Source organism: Clostridium sp. OS1-26 (genome assembly GCF_030915445.1).
In the GTDB taxonomy this organism is placed as follows: Bacteria; Bacillota; Clostridia; order Clostridiales; family Clostridiaceae; genus Clostridium_AM.
On record NZ_CP133264.1, the window covers coordinates 5,448,637 to 5,468,255 of the forward strand.

The 19,619-nt window shown below is 32.8% G+C and carries 18 protein-coding genes, 1 pseudogene and 1 riboswitch; of the genes and pseudogenes, 2 read left to right on the top strand and 17 right to left on the bottom strand.

All coding sequences use genetic code 11. The annotated features are described in order from the left end of the window. Positions 1-20: 20 nt before the first annotated feature. From mtnA to RCG18_RS26860, 8 genes are all read right to left on the bottom strand, one after another. Positions 21-1,118: an S-methyl-5-thioribose-1-phosphate isomerase gene (gene mtnA, locus RCG18_RS26825; RefSeq protein WP_308039021.1), complete on the bottom strand. Its 1,098-nt coding sequence runs from the start codon at positions 1,116-1,118 to the stop codon at positions 21-23. 152 nt (positions 1,119-1,270) lie between these two features. Continuing rightward, entirely contained in the window at positions 1,271-2,497 is a 1,227-nt protein-coding gene (gene mtnK / locus RCG18_RS26830) for an S-methyl-5-thioribose kinase (protein ID WP_308039023.1), read from the bottom strand. A 76-nt stretch (positions 2,498-2,573) separates the two neighbouring features. Further along, on the bottom strand, positions 2,574-3,590 hold the full coding sequence (locus RCG18_RS26835) for an ABC transporter permease (protein WP_308039024.1): 1,017 nt from the start codon (positions 3,588-3,590) through the stop codon (positions 2,574-2,576). Next, positions 3,571-5,085, bottom strand: a complete 1,515-nt coding sequence (locus RCG18_RS26840; protein ID WP_308039025.1) for a sugar ABC transporter ATP-binding protein — start codon at positions 5,083-5,085, stop codon at positions 3,571-3,573. Before RCG18_RS26840 ends, RCG18_RS26835 begins: the two co-directional genes overlap by 20 nt. Positions 5,086-5,153: 68 nt before the next feature. After that, complete coding sequence (locus RCG18_RS26845; protein ID WP_308039026.1) at positions 5,154-6,299, bottom strand: sugar ABC transporter substrate-binding protein; 1,146 nt, start codon at positions 6,297-6,299, stop codon at positions 5,154-5,156. Between the two features lie 361 nt (positions 6,300-6,660). After that, a complete protein-coding gene (locus tag RCG18_RS26850) occupies positions 6,661-6,813 on the bottom strand; it encodes a hypothetical protein (protein ID WP_308039027.1) in 153 nt (50 codons plus the stop codon). 7 nt (positions 6,814-6,820) lie between these two features. Beyond that, complete coding sequence (locus RCG18_RS26855) at positions 6,821-7,489, bottom strand: class II aldolase/adducin family protein (RefSeq protein ID WP_308039028.1); 669 nt, start codon at positions 7,487-7,489, stop codon at positions 6,821-6,823. A 169-nt stretch (positions 7,490-7,658) separates the two neighbouring features. Then, positions 7,659-7,847, bottom strand: a complete 189-nt coding sequence (locus tag RCG18_RS26860; protein ID WP_308039029.1) for a hypothetical protein — start codon at positions 7,845-7,847, stop codon at positions 7,659-7,661. Between the two features lie 127 nt (positions 7,848-7,974). Here RCG18_RS26860 and RCG18_RS26865 point away from each other — a divergent pair, with 127 nt between their 5' ends. Next, positions 7,975-8,154 carry an H-type small acid-soluble spore protein gene (locus RCG18_RS26865; protein ID WP_308039030.1) on the top strand — a complete coding sequence of 60 codons (180 nt, stop codon included), beginning with the start codon at positions 7,975-7,977 and terminating at the stop codon, positions 8,152-8,154. 107 nt (positions 8,155-8,261) lie between these two features. Here RCG18_RS26865 and RCG18_RS26870 read toward each other — a convergent pair whose 3' ends face one another. The 4 genes from RCG18_RS26870 to RCG18_RS26885 form a co-directional block, all read right to left on the bottom strand. Then, positions 8,262-8,951 carry a radical SAM protein gene (locus RCG18_RS26870; RefSeq protein WP_308039031.1) on the bottom strand — a complete coding sequence of 230 codons (690 nt, stop codon included), beginning with the start codon at positions 8,949-8,951 and terminating at the stop codon, positions 8,262-8,264. A 251-nt stretch (positions 8,952-9,202) separates the two neighbouring features. Further along, positions 9,203-9,910, bottom strand: a complete 708-nt coding sequence (locus tag RCG18_RS26875) for a B3/4 domain-containing protein (protein ID WP_308039032.1) — start codon at positions 9,908-9,910, stop codon at positions 9,203-9,205. A gap of 56 nt (positions 9,911-9,966) precedes the next feature. After that, positions 9,967-10,062, bottom strand: a riboswitch (guanidine-I (ykkC/yxkD leader). 355 nt (positions 10,063-10,417) lie between these two features. After that, the gene (locus RCG18_RS26880) at positions 10,418-10,999 is read right to left on the bottom strand and encodes a hypothetical protein (RefSeq protein ID WP_308039033.1); all 582 of its coding nucleotides are present in this window, start codon (positions 10,997-10,999) and stop codon (positions 10,418-10,420) included. 324 nt (positions 11,000-11,323) lie between these two features. Continuing rightward, positions 11,324-12,664, bottom strand: coding sequence for a phosphomannomutase/phosphoglucomutase (locus tag RCG18_RS26885; RefSeq protein WP_308039034.1), 1,341 nt, complete (start codon positions 12,662-12,664; stop codon positions 11,324-11,326). 173 nt (positions 12,665-12,837) lie between these two features. Here RCG18_RS26885 and RCG18_RS26890 point away from each other — a divergent pair. After that, positions 12,838-13,324: pseudogene (locus RCG18_RS26890) on the top strand (tyrosine-type recombinase/integrase); the annotation flags it as partial. A gap of 188 nt (positions 13,325-13,512) precedes the next feature. Here RCG18_RS26890 and RCG18_RS26895 read toward each other — a convergent pair. The 5 genes from RCG18_RS26895 to ade all read right to left on the bottom strand — a co-directional run bounded on the left by RCG18_RS26895 (position 13,513) and on the right by ade (position 19,345). After that, positions 13,513-13,680, bottom strand: a complete 168-nt coding sequence (locus tag RCG18_RS26895; RefSeq protein WP_308039035.1) for a hypothetical protein — start codon at positions 13,678-13,680, stop codon at positions 13,513-13,515. Between the two features lie 524 nt (positions 13,681-14,204). Next, positions 14,205-14,804, bottom strand: a complete 600-nt coding sequence (locus tag RCG18_RS26900) for a hypothetical protein (RefSeq protein WP_308039036.1) — start codon at positions 14,802-14,804, stop codon at positions 14,205-14,207. An 80-nt stretch (positions 14,805-14,884) separates the two neighbouring features. Next, positions 14,885-16,000: a 4-hydroxybutyrate dehydrogenase gene (locus RCG18_RS26905; protein WP_308039037.1), complete on the bottom strand. Its 1,116-nt coding sequence runs from the start codon at positions 15,998-16,000 to the stop codon at positions 14,885-14,887. Positions 16,001-16,065: 65 nt separating this feature from the next. Then, a complete protein-coding gene (locus RCG18_RS26910) occupies positions 16,066-17,529 on the bottom strand; it encodes a methyl-accepting chemotaxis protein (RefSeq protein WP_308039038.1) in 1,464 nt (487 codons plus the stop codon). A gap of 100 nt (positions 17,530-17,629) precedes the next feature. After that, entirely contained in the window at positions 17,630-19,345 is a 1,716-nt protein-coding gene (ade, locus tag RCG18_RS26915) for an adenine deaminase (RefSeq protein ID WP_308039039.1), read from the bottom strand. Positions 19,346-19,619 lie beyond the last annotated feature (274 nt).

Consider the following 19,619-nt stretch of genomic DNA (forward strand, 5'->3'; position numbering starts at 1 on the left):
AACTTATCATTTATATACCCTTATTTAAAATCTATCTTTGATCGTTTCTTCTTTTCAAATATCTCTTTCAATGTTTCTGTATATGGAGCTCGGGCTATTCCATACTCTGTTACAATCCCAGAAATTAAATCATTATCAGTAACATCAAAGGCTGGATTGAATACCTTAACACCTTTTGGAGCCATACGCTCTTTATACCACATTTCTGTAACCTCTTCAGCTGGTCTTTGCTCTATTTTAATATCTGCACCAGTCTTGGTATTCATATCAATAGTAGAGGTTGGAGCACAAACATAAAAAGGTATATTGTATCTTTTTGCAACAGTAGCAACTACAGAAGTCCCAATTTTATTAGCCGCATCGCCATTAGCAGCTACACGGTCACATCCTACAAATATAGCGTTAACCCAGCCATTCTTCATTACTGTAGCTGACATATTATCACAAATCAAAGTAACATCAAGTCCAGACTCAAATAATTCGTAGGCAGTAAGTCTTGCTCCTTGGAGAAGAGGTCTTGTCTCATCAGCAAAAATTTTGAAATTATAACCTCTCTCATGCCCCAAATACATAGGTGCAGTTGCTGTTCCATATTTGACTGTAGCCAATTGTCCTGCATTGCAGTGTGTTAAAATACCATCATCAGGTTTAACAAGAGTTAGTCCAAATTCTCCAATTTGTTTACACACCCAAATATCTTCTTCTCTTATGACAACTGCTTCATCATGAAGTAGTTGTTTAATTTCTGAAACAGATTTATTTTTATTTTCTTTAACAACGTTATCCATACGGTCTAATGCCCAGAATAAGTTAACTGCTGTTGGCCTTGAAGAAGCCAAATAACTTTTCACCTCATTAAATTGGCTGTAGAAATAATCAAAATCGTCTGTGTCGATTTCTTTAGCAGCAAGATATACTCCAATGGCTGCAGCAACACCAATTGCAGGTGCCCCTCTAACCTTAAGCAAATAAATAGCATCCCATATATCTTTTATATTTGTAAGTCTTAATATTTCTGTTTTACCCGGAAGCTTTGTCTGATCGATAATTACTAAAGCATTATTTTCATCATCTAAAGCTACCGTGTCGTACTCTGTAATTAATTTTTCCTTGTCCATATTCTTTTTTCCTTTCTTTCATATAAGTTTTAGCGATAAGTATTCTATTTTCCAACGACTACTATACCTAATAGTACCATCGCGCTCTGTGATTGGATTCCTTCAACTAAGAATCAGATATGGATTAAGAGAAATCTGATTTAAGCTTAACTTTATGAATACATTTCGATTACTTCATTAATTGCCCTTCTATAATCTGCTCCAGTCTTGAATTTATCTCTATTAATTATATAGTTCTTAGCCAATGTAATTACCATTTTCTCTGCTCTAGCTCTTTTATCTTGATCTGAGATCGTAGTAATATCTTTAACATTGGCCATGCCTACAGTTCTTCTTATAGATTCAAGCCCTGCAACTCCTGCAGTGTCAGATAAAATACTTCCTAAATACCAATCTAGAAAGCCCTCTCTTTTAGCCATTATTTCAGTTACACTCTCTTCAAATTTTGCTTTAAACTTAGCTATAAACTTATCAACAATTTCTTCTATAGTATCAAGAACCCAACTACAGAATTTTTCTTTTTCCTCTTTGTTATCAATAGTTGCATCTCCATTACACCAAGTAAAGAACATATTAGCGATAACATTACCCACATCATATCCAATAGGCCCAAAGAAAGCAAATTCAGGATCAAACATAAAGGTATGCTCCTTATTTATAAATATGGAGCCTGTGTGTAAATCTCCATGAATTAAGGCTTGAGCATTATTCATAAAATCAAATTTTAGTTTCGCTACTTCTAGGTGAAGCTTTTTATCTTCATATAATTCCTTCTTAACGAAACCTGCTACCGGTGGAAAGACGTTATTTCTATGATTGTAATCAATATATGGTTCACTATAAACTAAGTCTTCTGTAATTTCACAAAGGTCAGGATTAATAAATTCTTTAACCAGTTCTTTCTTTTCCTTATGGTTCATAACTACGTCAGTTGTAGGCAGCAAGGTATTTACCATGAATGTTGTTATATGTTCTGCAAACTTTGGATATATTTCATGATTCATTAATCCAGTACGCATCATAGTGTATCCAATCATATCTTCCATAATAATGGCACACATTACTTCATCGTAAATATATACTTTTGGAACAAGCCCAGGAGCATACTCCTCTTGCATTTGCAGTATCTTCGCCTCTATTCTGCCCCTATCAGTAGAAAGTTTCATTTCACTTGATATTCTCAAAGCTTCTGCTGCTTGTTTTACAACAATGGATTTTCCCAATTTAGTATCTTTTATTCTGAATACATAATTTATATTCCCATCACCTATCTCTTTGGATTCTAATTTCGCATCATCATCAAAATAACGAAGTTTTTCCTGAACATATTCTCCAACATCTTCAGTTTTCATTAAAAAGTAAGCGTCAAATCGAGACATTATCTTTCACCTTTCCTTTCTTAGGTATATTAGATTTTATATAAGTTTGTTATAAGTAATTAGAGAAAATTCTTTGCTAAGTCTCTTTTTTAGTAGCATAAGTAAGTGCTAAAGCTATTGCTAACACTGCACCCTTTATAATATCCATCGCATAATATGGGACAGACATCATAATTAATCCGTTTTCCAGCATGCCTACCAATACCGCTCCCGCCAAGGTGCCTAATGCGTTAGGTTTTCCTGCTCCAGCAACGGAGAATCCAATATATGCCGCTGCCACAGCAGGCATTAAATATGCAGCTCCAGCATTAACCTGAGCTGTGCCAACTCGTGCAGCAATCAATATACCTCCTAATGCTGCAAAACTTGCAGACAATAAATAAGCTAGTATTCTATATTTATTAACAGGAATACCTGATAGCCTTGCCGCTTCGGGATTGCCTCCAACTGCGTACATATATCTTCCATACTTAGTGTAGTTTAAAAAGAAATGTGCAAATAACACTACTATGAGCATGATTACAATAATCCAAGGCTCCTTACCTAGACCTCTAAATGCAGGTGGTGCTAAGCCTAAAGCAGCCTTACCACCTTTCATCATCATACGCTCAGTAATAGCCCCACCATTTGAATATGTCATTGCAACGCCTTGAAACATAAACATTGTAGATAGGGCTGCAACCATATCTGGTATCTTCATTTTTACTATTAGAAAACTGTTAATTAATCCGATGACTAGACAAATCACTATAGATAGAGCAATAGATGTGCATATACCCATACTGTGCCAAACAAACATTGACATAACTAAAAAGTCTGCAAAGTTCGCATTAGCACCAATTGACAAGTCCATTCCATTGACAGTTAACGAATAAGTCAATCCTATTGCTATAATTGCTGTAATTGATATGCTCCTAACAATGGTTATCATGTTATCATAAGTTAAGAAAACACTTGAATTTTTAGCGCTATTCCAGTTGGCAAACGTAAAGAATATGAATAGAATTACTATTGTTATAAAAGTACCCCATTTAGTAATAAACTTCATTAAAGACTTGCTTTTCTTCTTATCTTCAACTATTTCTTCTTTCATTTGATTCTCCCCCCATTGAATAATATAGCAGTTCCTTCTCATCAGTATCTGATACCTTGTTCAATTCTTTAATAATCTCCCCATCAAACATTACATACACTCTGTCTGCAATTGATAGTATTTCTTGAAATTCACAAGTTGCATATAATATACCTTTTCCTTGTGCTGCCAATCGTTCAATTAGTTCATACATTTCACGTTTTGCACCAACGTCAATACCTTTCGTTGGCTCATCAAAAATATAGATTTCTGATTCAGAATTCAACCATTTTCCTAGGACTACCTTCTGTTGATTACCACCTGACAATAATGCAACTATTTGATTCTCTGATGGTGTCTTAATTCCAAGGTTAGCAATCATTGTACGGGCATCCTTCTTTTCTTTATTTTTATCTACTATTGAAAGAGCTTTGGCATATTTTTTTATAGATGCAATACTAATATTACGATATATAGGATCAGTAATTAATACGCCTTCCTTTCGCCTTTCTTCCGGGACAAGAGCAAATCCGCATTTTACCGCTCCATTTGGATCTTTATATTTAACTTCTTTACCATTTAATTTTATAGTTCCGTTTTTTTGCTTTAAGGCACCAAATAGTGTTTTGCAAAGTTCAGTTTTTCCAGCACCAACTAAACCTGCTATTCCAACTATCTCTCCTTTATTGATTGTTAGGTTTATGTTTTTAACCAGATTATTTATCTCTGTAAGGTTTTTCACTTCTAATAATGTAGGACCAATAGCAGCTTGTTTTTTTATATATTGATCAGTAATCTTTTGACCGAGCATCAATTCAATCACTTTACTCTGCTCTAATTCTTCCGTAATAGGCATACTGGTAACAACTTGGCCATCACGCATTATAGTGATTGAATCACAGATTTCGAATAATTCACTAATTCTATGTGATATAAATACTACAGATACACCTTCTTTTGCTAATTGACGAACGATCCTAAATAATTCTTTAGTTTCTGAATCAGACAAAGGAGCAGTAGGCTCGTCCAAAATTAGCACTCTACATTTTTCAACTACACATCTGGCAATAAGCACCATCTGTTTTTCTGACAAGGTCAAGTCTGAAGTTAACCGTCTAACATCAAGTTCCAAATTTAATTTTTTTAGAATATCACTGGCTGCTGCCCGTATTTCATTCCAATTAACCAAATGTTTTTTTTCCATTTTGTTTACAATGTAACCAAACATAACATTCTCTGCAACAGTAAGATAAGGAATTAAAGCCGTATCTACCTCCTGGAATACAATCTCAATGCCAAGATTTTTTGCACCTTTAGGGGACCGGATTTCAACCGATCCCCCGTCTATAAAAATCTCTCCTGTATAATTTGAATTAGCACCTGCTAGGACTTTCATTAAAGTTGACTTGCCTGCACCATTCGCACCAATAAGCGCATGGATTGTTCCACCCTCAAGGTTGAAATTAACGTTAGATAAAGCTTTAACCCCTGGAAACTCAATAGAAACATTCTTCATTTCTAGTTTAATTTTATCCATTTGCTTCACCCTCACATATAATTAAATATTACTTATTATCTTTAGGATTATTGACCGTTAACCTTCTTAACTTCATCCATCCAAGGCTCTTTAAGTGCGCCCTCTTTTGAATTAGGATCACCCCAACCATTTATAACAGTTTTAAGATTTGTCATGTTAACATTTGAAGATAATTGTGATGTTTTAACTAAGTTTGCACTTAAGTTAAAATACTGTGGAGTCTCTAAATTCAAGAATTTCTTAGCTAATAGTCTAGTGTCAACAATACCGATTAATTTAGGGTCAACAGCAGCTGTAGATTTCCATACATCCTTATTTTTAAGCATTAATTGAATATCATCATTAGATATGTCAATCGTATACATAGGAATATCTGTTCTTTTAGCATCGTTTAATGCTTGTAATACACCTTTTGCAAGCTCATCATAGCAACCCCAAATAGCATCTACAGATCCTTTTGGATACTTAGGAAGAATAGCAGAAGTTTTATTAGTCATATCACCACGAACATTTGCTGTATCTGATGGAGCAATAACTTCAACTGTTTTAATCTTGCCTTCTTGTTCTAATTTTGTATAAACAACATTACGTCTATCTAGAGGTGGTATTCCAGGTCCCATAAATGTCTTTAAGACTTTCACAGGATACTTTCCACCATTTTTTTCAAAATCTTCCATCATGAATCCAAGTGATAGACTTGCTAAAGCATTGTCATCCTGTGCTGTCGAAGTTACACCTTCAAGTAATTGACCTTTTGCATCACCATCTTTAAATGGCATACTATCAAATGTAACTACTTTCATTCCCTTATCTATAGCAGGCTTTAACATATTATACGCATAAGATAACTGAGCATGGGAAACTATAAGTCCGTCATATCCTTTTTGGATGCATTGAGCTGTAACCTCCTGAGCTTTAGCATCATCACCATCTGTTACAAAAGTATCAACTGTAAAACCAAGCGCTTTACCCTCCGATACACAACCATCTAAAAATTGTTGAGTATGGTCACCAGCTGCAAGATTACGAACAACTGCAACTCTTTTACCCTTTAGAGCCTTAGCATAAGATGCTGTGTCTCCTGCTTTTGGTGCAGAATCCGTTGAAGTTTGAGTTGAAGTTTGTCCACTACCACATGCAGACAAAGATATACACATTAAAGCTGTTAACGTCAAAGCTAGTATCTTTTTCATAAAAACCTGTCCCCCTTTTTTTATTTTATGCCTTGTCTATACATAATAATTTTATTAATTCCAGTTGACAAATATACCATTATTTGCATATACTGATTGTATTATTATTCATGATGTAGTTATTAATCTTATTGGGGGAATGAAAATTGAGGAAAACTAACCAATAATTTTGATAGCACTCATTCAATTGAAAAACTTATACTCTTAAATCCAGTGGTTCAGGCATAGCAATAGAACATAAAGATGAAAGGATAAAAGTTAACATAAATTATTGATGGAAAAATACAAACAATTGAATTAAAAAACGTACAGCAATAAGACTGTACACAAATTTATGTACAGTCTTAAATTTCTAGGGTTTTTAATTAGTTAACAATGAGTCAATTCTTATTTTTGCAGCTTTCATTGCAACAGCTGACATATCTTCACTATTTCCTATACTTATCGCTGCATTAACATAAACTTTTACTGCTGGATCTGCCACTGCCAATACTTTTAACTCTCTATTACTCATAAAGCCCCTACTTTCCATTTGAATTGCTTCTGGCACCTGATAATTCTTCAACTTGACTAGGTGATAGTTCATTTTGTTTTCCGATTATATAGCCTGTATACAGAAGTATACTAGCATAATATTCTACTGATTCCATCCTATAATAAGCTTGGTAAATATCTTTTCCCCAGCTTAGGGCACCGTGGTTTGCCAAAAGTACAGCATTATGTGTTTTGCAGTAAGGCGCTATTGAATCAGGAACAGCTTGTGTTCCAGGAGTAGCATAGCGAGCTACTGGAACTGTTCCCAATTGAACAATTCCCTCTGGCAGAATTGGTTTATCCAAGCTAATTCCAGCAATTGAAAAAGAAGTAGCAATTGGAGGATGTGCATGAGTTACTGCCATAATATCAGGGTTTTCTTTATAAACACGCAAATGCATTTTCAATTCGGAGGTTGGTTTTAGTTTTCCTTCTATTATGTTACCATCCATATCCGTCTTTACCATCATGTCAGTGCTCATAAAACCTTTAGATACACCTGTAGGAGTTACCCATATGGTATTAGGGCCAACTTTGCAGCTAACATTCCCATCATTTGCTGCTACAAACCCTTTTTCATATATTCTTCGTCCAATATCCACTATTGACTCCCTAGCTTCGGAATCAGAAGAGTAATTGATACCTTGGATAATCATTTTATATCACCTCATTATATATTTGTTCTTATTCATTTTGTAATCCCTCTGTATAAAAGCAATTTTTCCCAACCCATAATAATGAGTTTATATTATAATTTATTCTTACCCTGTTGTTAAAATACACGTAAATTAAATAAAAAACTGGCTTAATCTTAAATATATCCTTTCAATTAGACAAAAGAAAAACAGCCACATAAAGTTTAAGATAAAAACATATATTTACATAAAGCATTATTAAAAAATTACAAAAGTAACTTCTATTTTCTTCAATCATATTTTTATTCATAATTGAAGTAGAAAGTACTTCTCCAGCTTTTATTAAAGCACTTTCAACTCTTTCTTTTATGTTCTGCATCTCAATAACTCCACGTTATTTCTGATAAACTTAATTCATAGAAACTTTTCCTATAATTAAAGAATATTTTATTAGTTTAATGTAAAAATTATGATTGTCTAAAAAATAATAAGTGGAGGTTATTACCATGGATAAAGTACGCGCAAAGGAAATTGCTTCATCAACAATTATGGCTGATGTAACACATAATGGAACACGAATTTACATCGAAAGTGTAGACGACAATAAAGAGACTGCTAAAATACATCCTCTAAACAACCCTAAAAGTGAACAAGAGGTCTCTTTAACTGATCTAATGGAACATTAAATAACAAGGCAACTATTTTCATAAAAAATAGTTGCCTGTATTATGTATAAATATATTATATGGTTCATCATTAGAAATGCAAATTAGAATATTGTTTATTAGCATTACTAAATATTTAGTAATGCATTTGAAATTTCCTCAAGTCTTTCATCAGTTATACCAAGTTTTTTCTTAAATCTTTCATCTTCCATTCTTGCAATAATTATCTTGTTAGGAGATATTTCCTTAATAATATTTTTTATCTTCTGAATTGATTCTTCATCATCGTTATAGCCCTTAATGATAGTAATTTCAAATATAAATTTCCCTTCGTATTGCTTATTAAAGGAAACCATGTTTGAAATATATTCTGCTAACGTATAACCTTCAATCGGTCTTTGGACTTTTTGAAAATCTTCTTCTGTTATTACTTTTATCTCTCCAACAACCTCATCACATTTATTAGCAATTTTTATATATTCATCTCTGCCTAGTAAATATCCATTAGAAAGCAGTCTTACAGGTAAACCTTTTACTTTGATAAAGTCAACAATATCACCAATTTTATCATTTACTAAGGCTTCTCCTTTTGAGTTAATAAAGATTAATTCTGCTTTTGTATTCTCCATCATGCTTTCTAGTTCTTTCAATGAACTATCTATTTCATCAAATGACTTTTGGGTATCTACCTTATTTTGCGACCTTCCAATAGGACAAAATATACAGTCAAAGTTACAATGCTTTTCTGGAAGTATGTTAACTTCCAGTACCCTTCTTCCATCTTCAATATAATTATCTTTATAACTGAAACCACCCATCACCTTTTTCTCCTTTCTTACGACACTGGGTAGTCTATCTCACTAGTTCTCACCAGTAGACTACCCGTTAAAGTCCATTTAGGACTTTATCTTGCGACCACGGGGCAACCTAATCTTGCTCGCTCCCGCTTGCAGGTTGCCCGTTAAAGTCCATTTAGACCTTTGGCTTCGCCCACGGGGCGACCTAATCTTGCTCGCTCCCGCTCGCAGGTTGCCCGTTAAAGGTCATTTAGACCTTTAACCTCCTCAAATTACATTATTAATACTTCTTTATTGTTAATATCAAGAATTGAAATGTTACATGTTCCACCTAAGTTATCCTGTACCATTTTTGCTAAATCTTTTAAAGCATTCTCAAACTCTTTTAATCTTCTTTCATCAATTAATTCAATGCACAAAAAAGCATTCTTTGTATTTTCAGTGAGCATTGTTCTTACTGATTCGCGCCAATTAAAGCACCTGCAAATTGCTCCTTCATTATCTTTATATACTATTTCACCTTCATATGGTGGTGCATTTTCATCCGTTCCTAATGTAACAAATTTTTCATTTCCAACTGCCTTAGTCAATCTTATATTCCCAACAAATGTATCGATATCTTCACCACCACAGGGCAATCCATATCTTAATGAAATAGAGTTGTAAATATCAACCAGAGGATTAATAGTTCCTAAATGGTTTCCATTATGCACACGCTTTAGTAATGCCTCAATCGATGACCTTGCACCTTTCTTTGTTTTAAATTTTTGAAACGCCTCTCTCCATACTTTTATAACTTCGTTACTACTGAATTCTGCATTATGTAGATGGTTTAAAGCTTCTTTTTCTGCTTTTGAAATCATTTCCTTATATTGTTCTTCATCTTTTATAGAGTTATCTATGCCATGGCAAGCAACAACACCAATCCTTGCATTGGGAAATAGGTTCCAAAAGTCATCTTCAGTAACAAATTTTTTCATTAGAATATACCTCCTCAACAATAAAAAATAAAAAAGCCATAGAAATATTATTAAATATCTCCCAGGCTTTTATCCTTCCGTGTACACAGTCAACTGTGAGTTTTCTCTCGGACCTGCCAGTTACAAACTGCGGAACCCTAGAAAACTTAAATATATAATTAAATTATGATTTACAAGTTTAAAATTATAAACTAATTTTAGCACAATATTAAGATTTAATCAACTATATGTCTTCCTTCGCAAAATTTTACTATTCTATTAACGATATCTTTCTTCTTTGCTAAATCCCAGCCTAATAATAAAACTATGTGAATAAAAAGTGTCATCATTTACCACATTGATGACACTTTCTAAATCGAAATATTGAAAATTATAATGTACATTTTATATACATAAACTCCCCATTATTAGCCTAATGAGAATTACTACATTTTGTCCAATTAATATGGATAATTGGAAGCTGATAAATTAAATTTATACTACCTTTTACTGAACATAGATTAGGAATCAGTTCCCCATATCAAGAGTACTAAGCCGCAATTCATAAAAATACTGTACAATTGGGTGCTTCAACTTCATTTTCTCGGCCATGTTTAAAAGTCGCTTTTTTCCCACTCGTCTGTCCACCAAGGCCAAAATATTCAATAAGATATCATTACTCTCTAGACTTTCCTCTATAGAAATAGTTAAAAATCTATTTGCTACAACATTAAAATTTGATTTGCTTAATGCTGCCTGTACGGATAACATTTCCTTTGCATATTCTGATATTTTTCTATTTCTTGCAATTACTTTTAACCGATCCTCTGGGACTGTCCCATTTGTATCTTTTCTGACCGTTTCAATTTCCTCACTATTTATAGAAATTTGAATATCCGAATCATCCTTTATTTCCTGCTCTGTCTGATACCATCTGATTAAGGTGCTTGTATCACTCATATTGAATATGTTCTTTTTATCTACTTTAATATAGCATTGCCCCGCTTTATCAGATAAATATCGGTAGCTAGTGGCACTATATTCTACCCTGCCATATAATGCAGGGCAAAGAAAACTCTCTAGACTTTGCTTCATTTTGCTCCAAGCCATGAATCCCTCCTATGAATTAACATCCTAAATTAATTTACAATTTGACCACTCTACCATTAAAGTATTAACTTCTGATTATTAGCCTAACTGGTAGATATATAGCATACCAATTTTTATAGATAATGTGAAGTTCAACTATACCTAGAAACCTCACATTACCTATGATACGGTTTTCAATTAAATTATGCAATTTTATTATTGTGTGATTTGCAGTACGCCTGAGACATTGTACCTGTCCCCTGTCCATATAAACATATAGAAATTCGGACTTTAAGGCACATTGGATTTTCTAATGTGCCTTATTAGCTAAAACATATATTATATTTACTTAAACTCTCCAAGTATACTTTTAAGTTTAGATAGCTTTTTCTCAAGCAAATCTTCGCTGTTTGCTTCAACCACCAGCCTAAGATATGGCTCAGTATTGGACATTCTCACGTTAAACCACCAGTCTTTGAATTCTATCCTGTAGCCATCAAAGTCGTAGAATGCTACTGCTATTTCCTTTTGTGTGAGTTCATTTTTTAATCTTTCCATGGCTTCATCTTTTTGCTCTATGCGAAAGTTGATCTCCCCTGAATTAGGGTATTTCCTTATGGAATCAATCAATTCGGAAAAAAGCCTTCCTTCTTTTTTTACTCTACTTATTACATTCAATGATATGAGGCTTGCAAAAATTCCAGAGTCACAGTTGAAGAAGTCCCGGAAGTAGTAATGGCCTGCAAGCTCGCCTCCAAAGATACCCTTTATCTCTCTGAGCTTTACCTTTGCAAAAGCATGCCCCACCTTCCACATATGAGGCTCGCCTCCCAATTTCGTTATGCATTCCGAAACTGCCTTTGATGTCCTGATATCATAAAGAACATTACCCTTTTCCCTTTCAAGGTAGTACATGCCAATTACAGCAATCATAATATCCGGCGGAATAAATCTCCCCTTCTCATCAACAAAAACAACTCTATCCCCATCACCATCGTATATAACCCCTGCATCACATTTGTTTTCAACAACTGCTCTTTGGAGATCTACTACATTTTTTTCGTCTAGAGGATTGGGTTCGTGGTTGGGAAATGTACCATCCAGTGTATCAAATATGTAATGGGGTGATGTTCCCAATATATCCCTTATAATCAAAGAAGTCATGCCATTGGAGCAGTCAACTGCTATGGAAAGACTCGAGAGGTCCAGCATATGTATTCTTTGAAAATTAATATATTCCTCTCTTATTTTAAAATCTACTACCTTTCCCTTTTTACCTGCTACTTCTATTTTATTATTTCTTACCATGCTCTCAAGCTCAGCAAGGCCTGAATCAATTCCAACGGGCAAGGCACCTGTTCTGGAAATCTTAAGCCCATTATATTCCTTAGGGTTATGAGATGCTGTTATCTGTATCGACGCATCAAACCCGTGCCTGGCTGTTGCAAAATAAACCATTGGAGTTGTGGACAATCCTATGTTATAAACATCTGCCCCACTGTCGGTTATACCCTTTGAAAGGTATTCGAATACCTTATCCGACGACACCCTGCAGTCGCGGCCTACAAGCACTTTATCAGCTTTCAGAAGTCTAGGGATAAAATATCCTATCCTGTACACATCGTCCCTACTAAACTCTTTGTTGTAGATACCCCTTATGTCGTATGCCTTAAATATACCACTCATAATTCCTTCCTCCTTGCTAATACATCATTGAAAATTCTTTACTACGGCAAGCATAGTGCCCTTAATCAAAACGCTGAAAATTAAGGTACAATAATACTATTATTTGTTGATAGCCTTTTGTTATGCTTTTTCTATACCAGTCTATTTCTTTTCTACAAACACAGCTCTTCATATATTGTATAATAACTATTTTTCTTAATTGTGCATTAAGATTATCTGAGTTAGCTAGTTTAAACATAGACCAAGTAAATAATGATATTTTATCTGTAGTCGGTAAAGGTAATAAAAAACGTAAAATTTTTCTAACACCTGCTGCTAAAAAAGCTATTAATAATTGGCTACATATTAGAAATTCCATTAAAATTTCTGACAATGCTCTATTTATATCCAGAAATAATAAACGTATTACTACAAAGGCTATCCAAAACATTGTAAAAAAATATGTTATTTCTTCTGGACTTGACACAAATTCTATATCAACGCATAAACTTCGTCACACAGCTGCTACTCTTATGTATAAATATGGCAGAGTAGATATTCGTTCTCTACAACAAATCCTTGGTCATGAAAGTGTTGCTACAACTGATATATACACATATCGATGATCATCAATTACAATCTGCGATAAACTCTAATCCATTAGCAATGATGTTTAATTAACCTTGTTTATTATCTGCTATACAATGTGATAGCGTATATTTTATGAATTAGCATACATCACATATGTCCAATTTTACGTACAATTATAAGTTACACCAAGCCTTCTTAATTTCACTACCTACAACAAGTTATATCTTAATTAATTGCCCTTGTAACAGAAAATAGGAAAAATACGAATTTTTGATTTTTTACTCAATTATAGCAATATCATTATCTGTAATTATTATGGCTTGATTGTCCGTTAATTTAATATTAGGACAATCACTTGTATTTAAATATCCACATTCTGTACCTTCTTCTGCGTGAACAATGTTTTTATTAGTAAATCCAGTAGGTGTTAATATCAAATTTTGCATATTTAACTCTCCTAATTTTTTATAGTAAAAATGTGTCACTATAAATTACAGTTTTCACGTTTTATCTTACTATTACGACACTTTTTGAATCATAATAAATAAGGTATTGAACTTCCTATTTTAAACATAATCTACTGTACTATATATTCTACAAATAATGCTATTTGCCTTTATTTTTATGGGCAAAACTACATAATTAGCATATAAAATCCATTAGGGAGCTGTTATTGCGCCTGCCTCATTTGACAGCTAAAAATTCTTTTCTGCCAGCCTACTTTACAAGTAATATCTTAAGCTGACCGCTCCCATTCTTTGCCGCAATAAACTCAATAATCCCATTGCTTTCACTATTCTTAGGCAGTGCTCGTCCTTATACAAAAATACCCTCACATCTGCATACTGCTCTATACTTCTTTATTCCTCTCAAGTCAAAAAGTATGGCCCTGTTCACCTCGGCACTCTATTACTCTTGAATTTAGTCTACATACACATATGCTGCTGTATTGCACCTATTAATAGACCTATCAGGCTTTTTCTTTTTTTGTTTCTTTTTCCCCTAGCCCCTTATAAGCCCCTTCATAGGGGCTTATAATTTTCTCATCTCCGTCTACTTCAAAAGTATTTTCTAAATCATAATCTATCTCCTCTTCAATACCTTCATCAACATAGCTTGTGTCAGCTTCAATATCTTTACAAGCATTTTTCCTGTTGTATTTTACTTCGTCCTCAATATTAACATAAATATCCTTCTCATCACATTCTGTTTTATTTTTAATATTTTCTCCATCACAATCTATGTCAACTTCAATATCCTTAAAAATCTCTTCCACAGGATAGTCTCTATCAACACATATTTTATATAGTATATTTCTAAACTCTTTATGTTTAATCTCTTTAAGTTCTTTGTTTATACAAGCTATTGTATTTTTGCTGCTGCTGAAGTTATATTTCATCCAGTTTAAAATCATAAGCTCTTTAGTTTCTTCACAGTATGCGATTTTACCATAACATACAAATCTTTTCAAAAGCTTTTCTATAGTTTCTCTGCTGTATCCTATTTCTGCCTCAACAATTTTTTTGGCTAACTTAAATATGCCACATTGAGTGGTTTTAAAATTTGTCATAAGAAAAAAGTGCATACAGAATTATTTCCTGCATACACTTTTTAAATTTATCAAATCTATTCTGCTATATATACAGCTTTCTAATATAGATTTTCATATATACCCATTATGTCTTCTCTTGAAAGCGGAACATAACTATTTACCAATAGTCTTTGCTGACCAGCTATTACACTGTCAGTAAAGATTTCTATTTCTTCTGTCTTCATTCCATATTCTTTTAATGGCTTTCTACATAATAATTTATCTAAAACAACTGTTAACTCCTCATATACTACATCAGTGTTACATCCAAGAATATTAGCTAATACTTTATTAATATCCTTAATTTTTCCCTCAGGATGTTTTCTATTATATGTTTTAAACACTTCCACAAACATTTGATAGTTTACTTCTCCATGGGTAACGTGATAAATGCCTCCTAATGGATAAGAAAGTGCATGTACTGGACCCGTACCTGTATTACTGAAAGCAATTCCAGCATAGTTGCTAGCTACAAGAAAATCCTCAATTATTTCTGTTCTATATTCTTTTCCCTTCTCTAATATCTTTACATATCCATTTAAAATTAATTCTATTGCTTTTACACTGAACAATTCAGTATATGTATTAGATTTTGGTGATACGAAGGATTCTATAGCATGTATCAATGCATCTATAGAACTTGTTACAAAAAATTTATAAGGAAGTCCTTTTACTAGCTCTGGAATAAGCACCGCATAATCTGGGAATAATTCATCTACTGCAAGTCCCATCTTTGTATTCTTTTCCTTTATTTCAGCTATTGATATATTGGAAACTTCAGAACCAGCTCCACAGGTTGTAGGTACTATAATCAATTCTTTATCTTTAACAAATGATATTCTTTTTTCAAACAAATCAAGGGTATTCTTTGCATCCTTGATTACAAGTAACTTAGCTATGTCTATAATTGATCCTCCACCAATAGCAATGATTCTCTTATACTTCTTGCCTTCCATATCTTTTATAATTAAATTAATCATTTCATCTGATGGTTCACCTTGTCCGTATTTTCCTTTAAACATCACATCTGCTTTTAAATTTAAAGAACTCATGAAAGATTTATATGTAGATTCACTAGTTAATATAAAATCTCCTTCACCAATGTTAAAGAATTCTACAAATTCCTTACAATCATTAAATTTACAAACTTGAGTTCTTACTTGAAATAATTTCATAATTCAACACTCTCCATGTAGTCTATTCTAAAACTCACTTTGTCAGTTTCTATTTTTTATGTTCTTTACAGCTTCATCTCAAAAACTCTCTCATCAATGGATCTTACTTTTTCTGCAATAACATTTAAAGTAGAAATTACCTTATCAGACAATTCTTTAGTTTCTTTAAATATATTATAGACGTCTTCACTTCTGTTTTCATCTATTGCATCTATTATTTTATGTGCTTTGCTGTGTAAAAGTAAATGATTTTCATTTATTCCATCCCATTCATCTTTTATCTTTGGATGCTCAACATTTATAGAATTATAGAAATGTCCAAACTTACATTTCATACCATTATGCTGAATTGGCATTGCTTCATTACTTTCAACTATTTTCTGAAGCTTATCCATCCACGTTTTATGAGCTTTTATAGCGTCCTCCAGTATATTTAAAAATTCTTCATTTGAAATTGGATTAGTACTGCTATTTAAAACTTCTACTAATTCTTTCATAATTTCAGAAATGTTCTCATCTATTTTACCAAGATTGTTAGCATAATAATGAGCCTTTTCAGAGTCATCCGACACTACTCTTGTCATATGACTAATTTTTTCTGACTCAACTGCAACAATATCCATAGCAGAAGATATTTCTTCAGAGGATGCCGTTATCTCTTCCATACTGCCTGCTAGGCTAGTAATCCCACTTACAGTGGTTTCGAGGCTATGAGCGCTTTCTTCAAAAGATATATTAACTTTTTCAATTTTTTTACTCATATCTATCATTGACGTTATAGTATTATTAACGCTATTCATACTTTCACTGGTTGCGTTTCTAATATCGTTAGTAAAAGCTTGCATATTATTAAGTTTAAGCTTTGTATCTTCAGCCAACTTACGAATTTCATCAGCAACTACAGAAAATCCACGTCCATGTTCTCCAGCACGAGCCGCTTCAATACTAGCATTTAATGCAAGAAGATTTGTCTGATCTGCAATCATACTTACACCAGCAACAATCTCATCAACCTGCAAAGATAGCTCTTCTAATGCCTTTATTTTCTCAGACATTATTTCCGCATCATTGACTACCGTTTCTTTTATTTGATTAATTTGCTGAAGCTGATTCTTATTGTCATCATTCGTTTCAATTAAATTATTGGATTTCTCCACCAAATCGTTTAATACTTCTGTATTATGGATGATCGCCTCACTTACTTGACTTACATTTGCAGTAGTTTGCTCAACTACTGCCATGTTTGATTCACTAGATTCAGCCAATTGCTGAGCAACTTTTTTTAATTCTTTTGAAATAAAGGACATATTTATGTCAAAATCGCTAAGTAATGACGCCTCATTGACTAATTCTAAAAGGAGCGAATTATTTAATGATCCAGATTCTAAAATTTTGTTAAACAATTCAAATATATATCGATGAACATCCTTTTCTAAAACTGGTTTTTCTGGTTTTCCTCCTTTTAGATAATCTTGCACATAATTTGTAATATACGCAACCTCATAACATTGTGACTTTTTACCAAACATATTGTTTCCCCCTACCCATACCTTATTTATCCTTTTATTTATCGTATTAATTTTAGAATTTCATTATGCTAATTGCTTATTTTATATAAAATTTATTTGATTAATATTTTATAAATTCAAATTTCGAAACATCAAACAATCCTTGATCTGTTATCCTAATTTCCGGTATTACTGGAAGAGCTAAAAATGATAATGTTATAAAGGGATCTATCTTATTATTAATTCCAAGCTTAAATGCTTCTTCAAGCATACTATTGAGAGTATTCTCAACATATTCGGCAGTACTATTGCTCATTATACCAGCAACTGGCAGTTCAAGTGTACCAACTACCTTTCCTCTGCTTACAATCGTATATCCTCCATTTACTCTTTTTAATTCTTCTATAGCAATAAGCATATCTTCATCATTATCACCTACAACAATGAGGTTATGCGAATCATGAGCAACGGTACTTGCAATCGCTCCATTTTTAATATTAAAATTACTTACTATACCAAGTCCGATATTTTTTGTTGACTTATGCCTTTCAATAACTGCAACCTTCGAAAACTGTTCATCCTGTACAAAGGCACCATTTATAACTCTAACTTCTGCTGTTTCTTTCTTTGTAATAAGTTCCTTAGAAGTTAGACCTATAACTGTAGCTGTATTATTTTCTAGGCTTATTCTCAAATCCTCTATACTTATGTTTGGAATTCTAACGGTATTAAAAACATTTCTATCCTCTATTTTTAAAGATATTTCTGTGCATAACTTATTATTCTCATATACAACATCTCCACGATACAAAACCTTATCAATATTAAACTCATCAAGACTATCTAATATTATTAAGTCTGCAGAATAACCGGGAGCAATAGCTCCAAGTCTTTTTAGCCTATAACATTGAGCAGTATTAATGGTAGCCATACATATCGCTTCAATTGGATCAACTCCACAAGCTATAGCTTTCTTTATGTTGTAACTTATATGTCCTTCTTTTTTTATGTCCTCAAGATGTTTATCATCAGTACAAAATATACATCTATTGAATCCCATATTTTTTCTTAACATTCCCTTTATTATGTTCTCTAGATTTCTAGCAGCAGAGCCTTCCCTTATTTGTAAATACATTCCGAGTCTTAAATGTTCTATTACTTCATCTATAGTTGTGCATTCATGATCCGTCATAATACCGGCAACACGATAAGCGTTAAGGGCCTCCCCAGTTAAATTTGGTGAATGCCCATCTATAATTTTATCGTCAAATAAATCAATCTTTTTTAACATTTCTTCTTTTCCGCTAACTACAGAGGGGTAATCCATTACTTCTCCAAGCCCCAAAATTCTTTCACTTGATAAGAGCGGTTCAATTAATTCGGCACTTAAAACTGCTCCATTATTTTCAAAAGGAGTACTTGGAACACATGAAGGCATCATAAAATAAACATTTAAAGGTAGTGATTTAGATTGATTTAACATAAAGTGAATTCCATTAATTCCACATACATTTGCAATTTCATGCGGATCAGCTATTATTGTTGTGGTCCCATGTGGTAGAACAGCTTTAGCAAATTCTGAGGGAGTAACCATAGTTGATTCTATATGTACATGACTATCAATTAATCCTGGACATACATATTTACCTTTAGCATCAATTTCATTAATACCACTATAATTACCTATCCCTACTATTTGGTCCATACAAATAGCAATGTCACCCTGAACTATTTCCTTTGTAAATACATTTATTATGTTTGCATTCTTTATTACTAAATCAGCCTTTTCTTTCTTCATGGCTACGTTTACTCTTTTTTGTTTTAATTCTACACTCATTTTATGCCTCTCCTTTTCAAGTTACTGTAGATCCGTTCTATTCTAGCTATATTTACATTTTTTTATAAAATATTACATGTTTTAAGTACTATGATACCAAATTTATATATAGTATAGCAATAGTTTAATTAATTCTTTAATATTTAATAAATAAAACTGTAACAATCCTATATACTTTCAAAATATAATTACTTTTTCATATATTATATTAAAATTTTGTAATACATAAATGATGAAGAGAATACATTAAATATAGATATATATACAAAAGTTT

What these genes read in the sequence shown, in the direction of transcription:
- RCG18_RS26905 (WP_308039037.1), bottom strand. Translation starts at nt 16,000, where the DNA reads ATGAAATTATTTCAAGTAAGAACTCAAGTTTGTAAATTTAATGATTGT.
- RCG18_RS26865 (WP_308039030.1), top strand. Translation starts at nt 7,975, where the DNA reads ATGGATAAAGTACGCGCAAAGGAAATTGCTTCATCAACAATTATGGCT.
- RCG18_RS26875 (WP_308039032.1), bottom strand. Translation starts at nt 9,910, where the DNA reads ATGAAAAAATTTGTTACTGAAGATGACTTTTGGAACCTATTTCCCAAT.
- RCG18_RS26845 (WP_308039026.1), bottom strand. Translation starts at nt 6,299, where the DNA reads ATGAAAAAGATACTAGCTTTGACGTTAACAGCTTTAATGTGTATATCT.
- ade (WP_308039039.1), bottom strand. Translation starts at nt 19,345, where the DNA reads ATGAGTGTAGAATTAAAACAAAAAAGAGTAAACGTAGCCATGAAGAAA.
- RCG18_RS26880 (WP_308039033.1), bottom strand. Translation starts at nt 10,999, where the DNA reads ATGGCTTGGAGCAAAATGAAGCAAAGTCTAGAGAGTTTTCTTTGCCCT.
- RCG18_RS26900 (WP_308039036.1), bottom strand. Translation starts at nt 14,804, where the DNA reads ATGACAAATTTTAAAACCACTCAATGTGGCATATTTAAGTTAGCCAAA.
- RCG18_RS26895 (WP_308039035.1), bottom strand. Translation starts at nt 13,680, where the DNA reads ATGCAAAATTTGATATTAACACCTACTGGATTTACTAATAAAAACATT.
- RCG18_RS26870 (WP_308039031.1), bottom strand. Translation starts at nt 8,951, where the DNA reads ATGGGTGGTTTCAGTTATAAAGATAATTATATTGAAGATGGAAGAAGG.
- RCG18_RS26835 (WP_308039024.1), bottom strand. Translation starts at nt 3,590, where the DNA reads ATGAAAGAAGAAATAGTTGAAGATAAGAAGAAAAGCAAGTCTTTAATG.
- RCG18_RS26860 (WP_308039029.1), bottom strand. Translation starts at nt 7,847, where the DNA reads ATGCAGAACATAAAAGAAAGAGTTGAAAGTGCTTTAATAAAAGCTGGA.
- mtnA (WP_308039021.1), bottom strand. Translation starts at nt 1,118, where the DNA reads ATGGACAAGGAAAAATTAATTACAGAGTACGACACGGTAGCTTTAGAT.
- RCG18_RS26850 (WP_308039027.1), bottom strand. Translation starts at nt 6,813, where the DNA reads ATGAGTAATAGAGAGTTAAAAGTATTGGCAGTGGCAGATCCAGCAGTA.
- RCG18_RS26885 (WP_308039034.1), bottom strand. Translation starts at nt 12,664, where the DNA reads ATGAGTGGTATATTTAAGGCATACGACATAAGGGGTATCTACAACAAA.
- mtnK (WP_308039023.1), bottom strand. Translation starts at nt 2,497, where the DNA reads ATGTCTCGATTTGACGCTTACTTTTTAATGAAAACTGAAGATGTTGGA.
- RCG18_RS26840 (WP_308039025.1), bottom strand. Translation starts at nt 5,085, where the DNA reads ATGAAGAATGTTTCTATTGAGTTTCCAGGGGTTAAAGCTTTATCTAAC.
- RCG18_RS26910 (WP_308039038.1), bottom strand. Translation starts at nt 17,529, where the DNA reads ATGTTTGGTAAAAAGTCACAATGTTATGAGGTTGCGTATATTACAAAT.
- RCG18_RS26855 (WP_308039028.1), bottom strand. Translation starts at nt 7,489, where the DNA reads ATGATTATCCAAGGTATCAATTACTCTTCTGATTCCGAAGCTAGGGAG.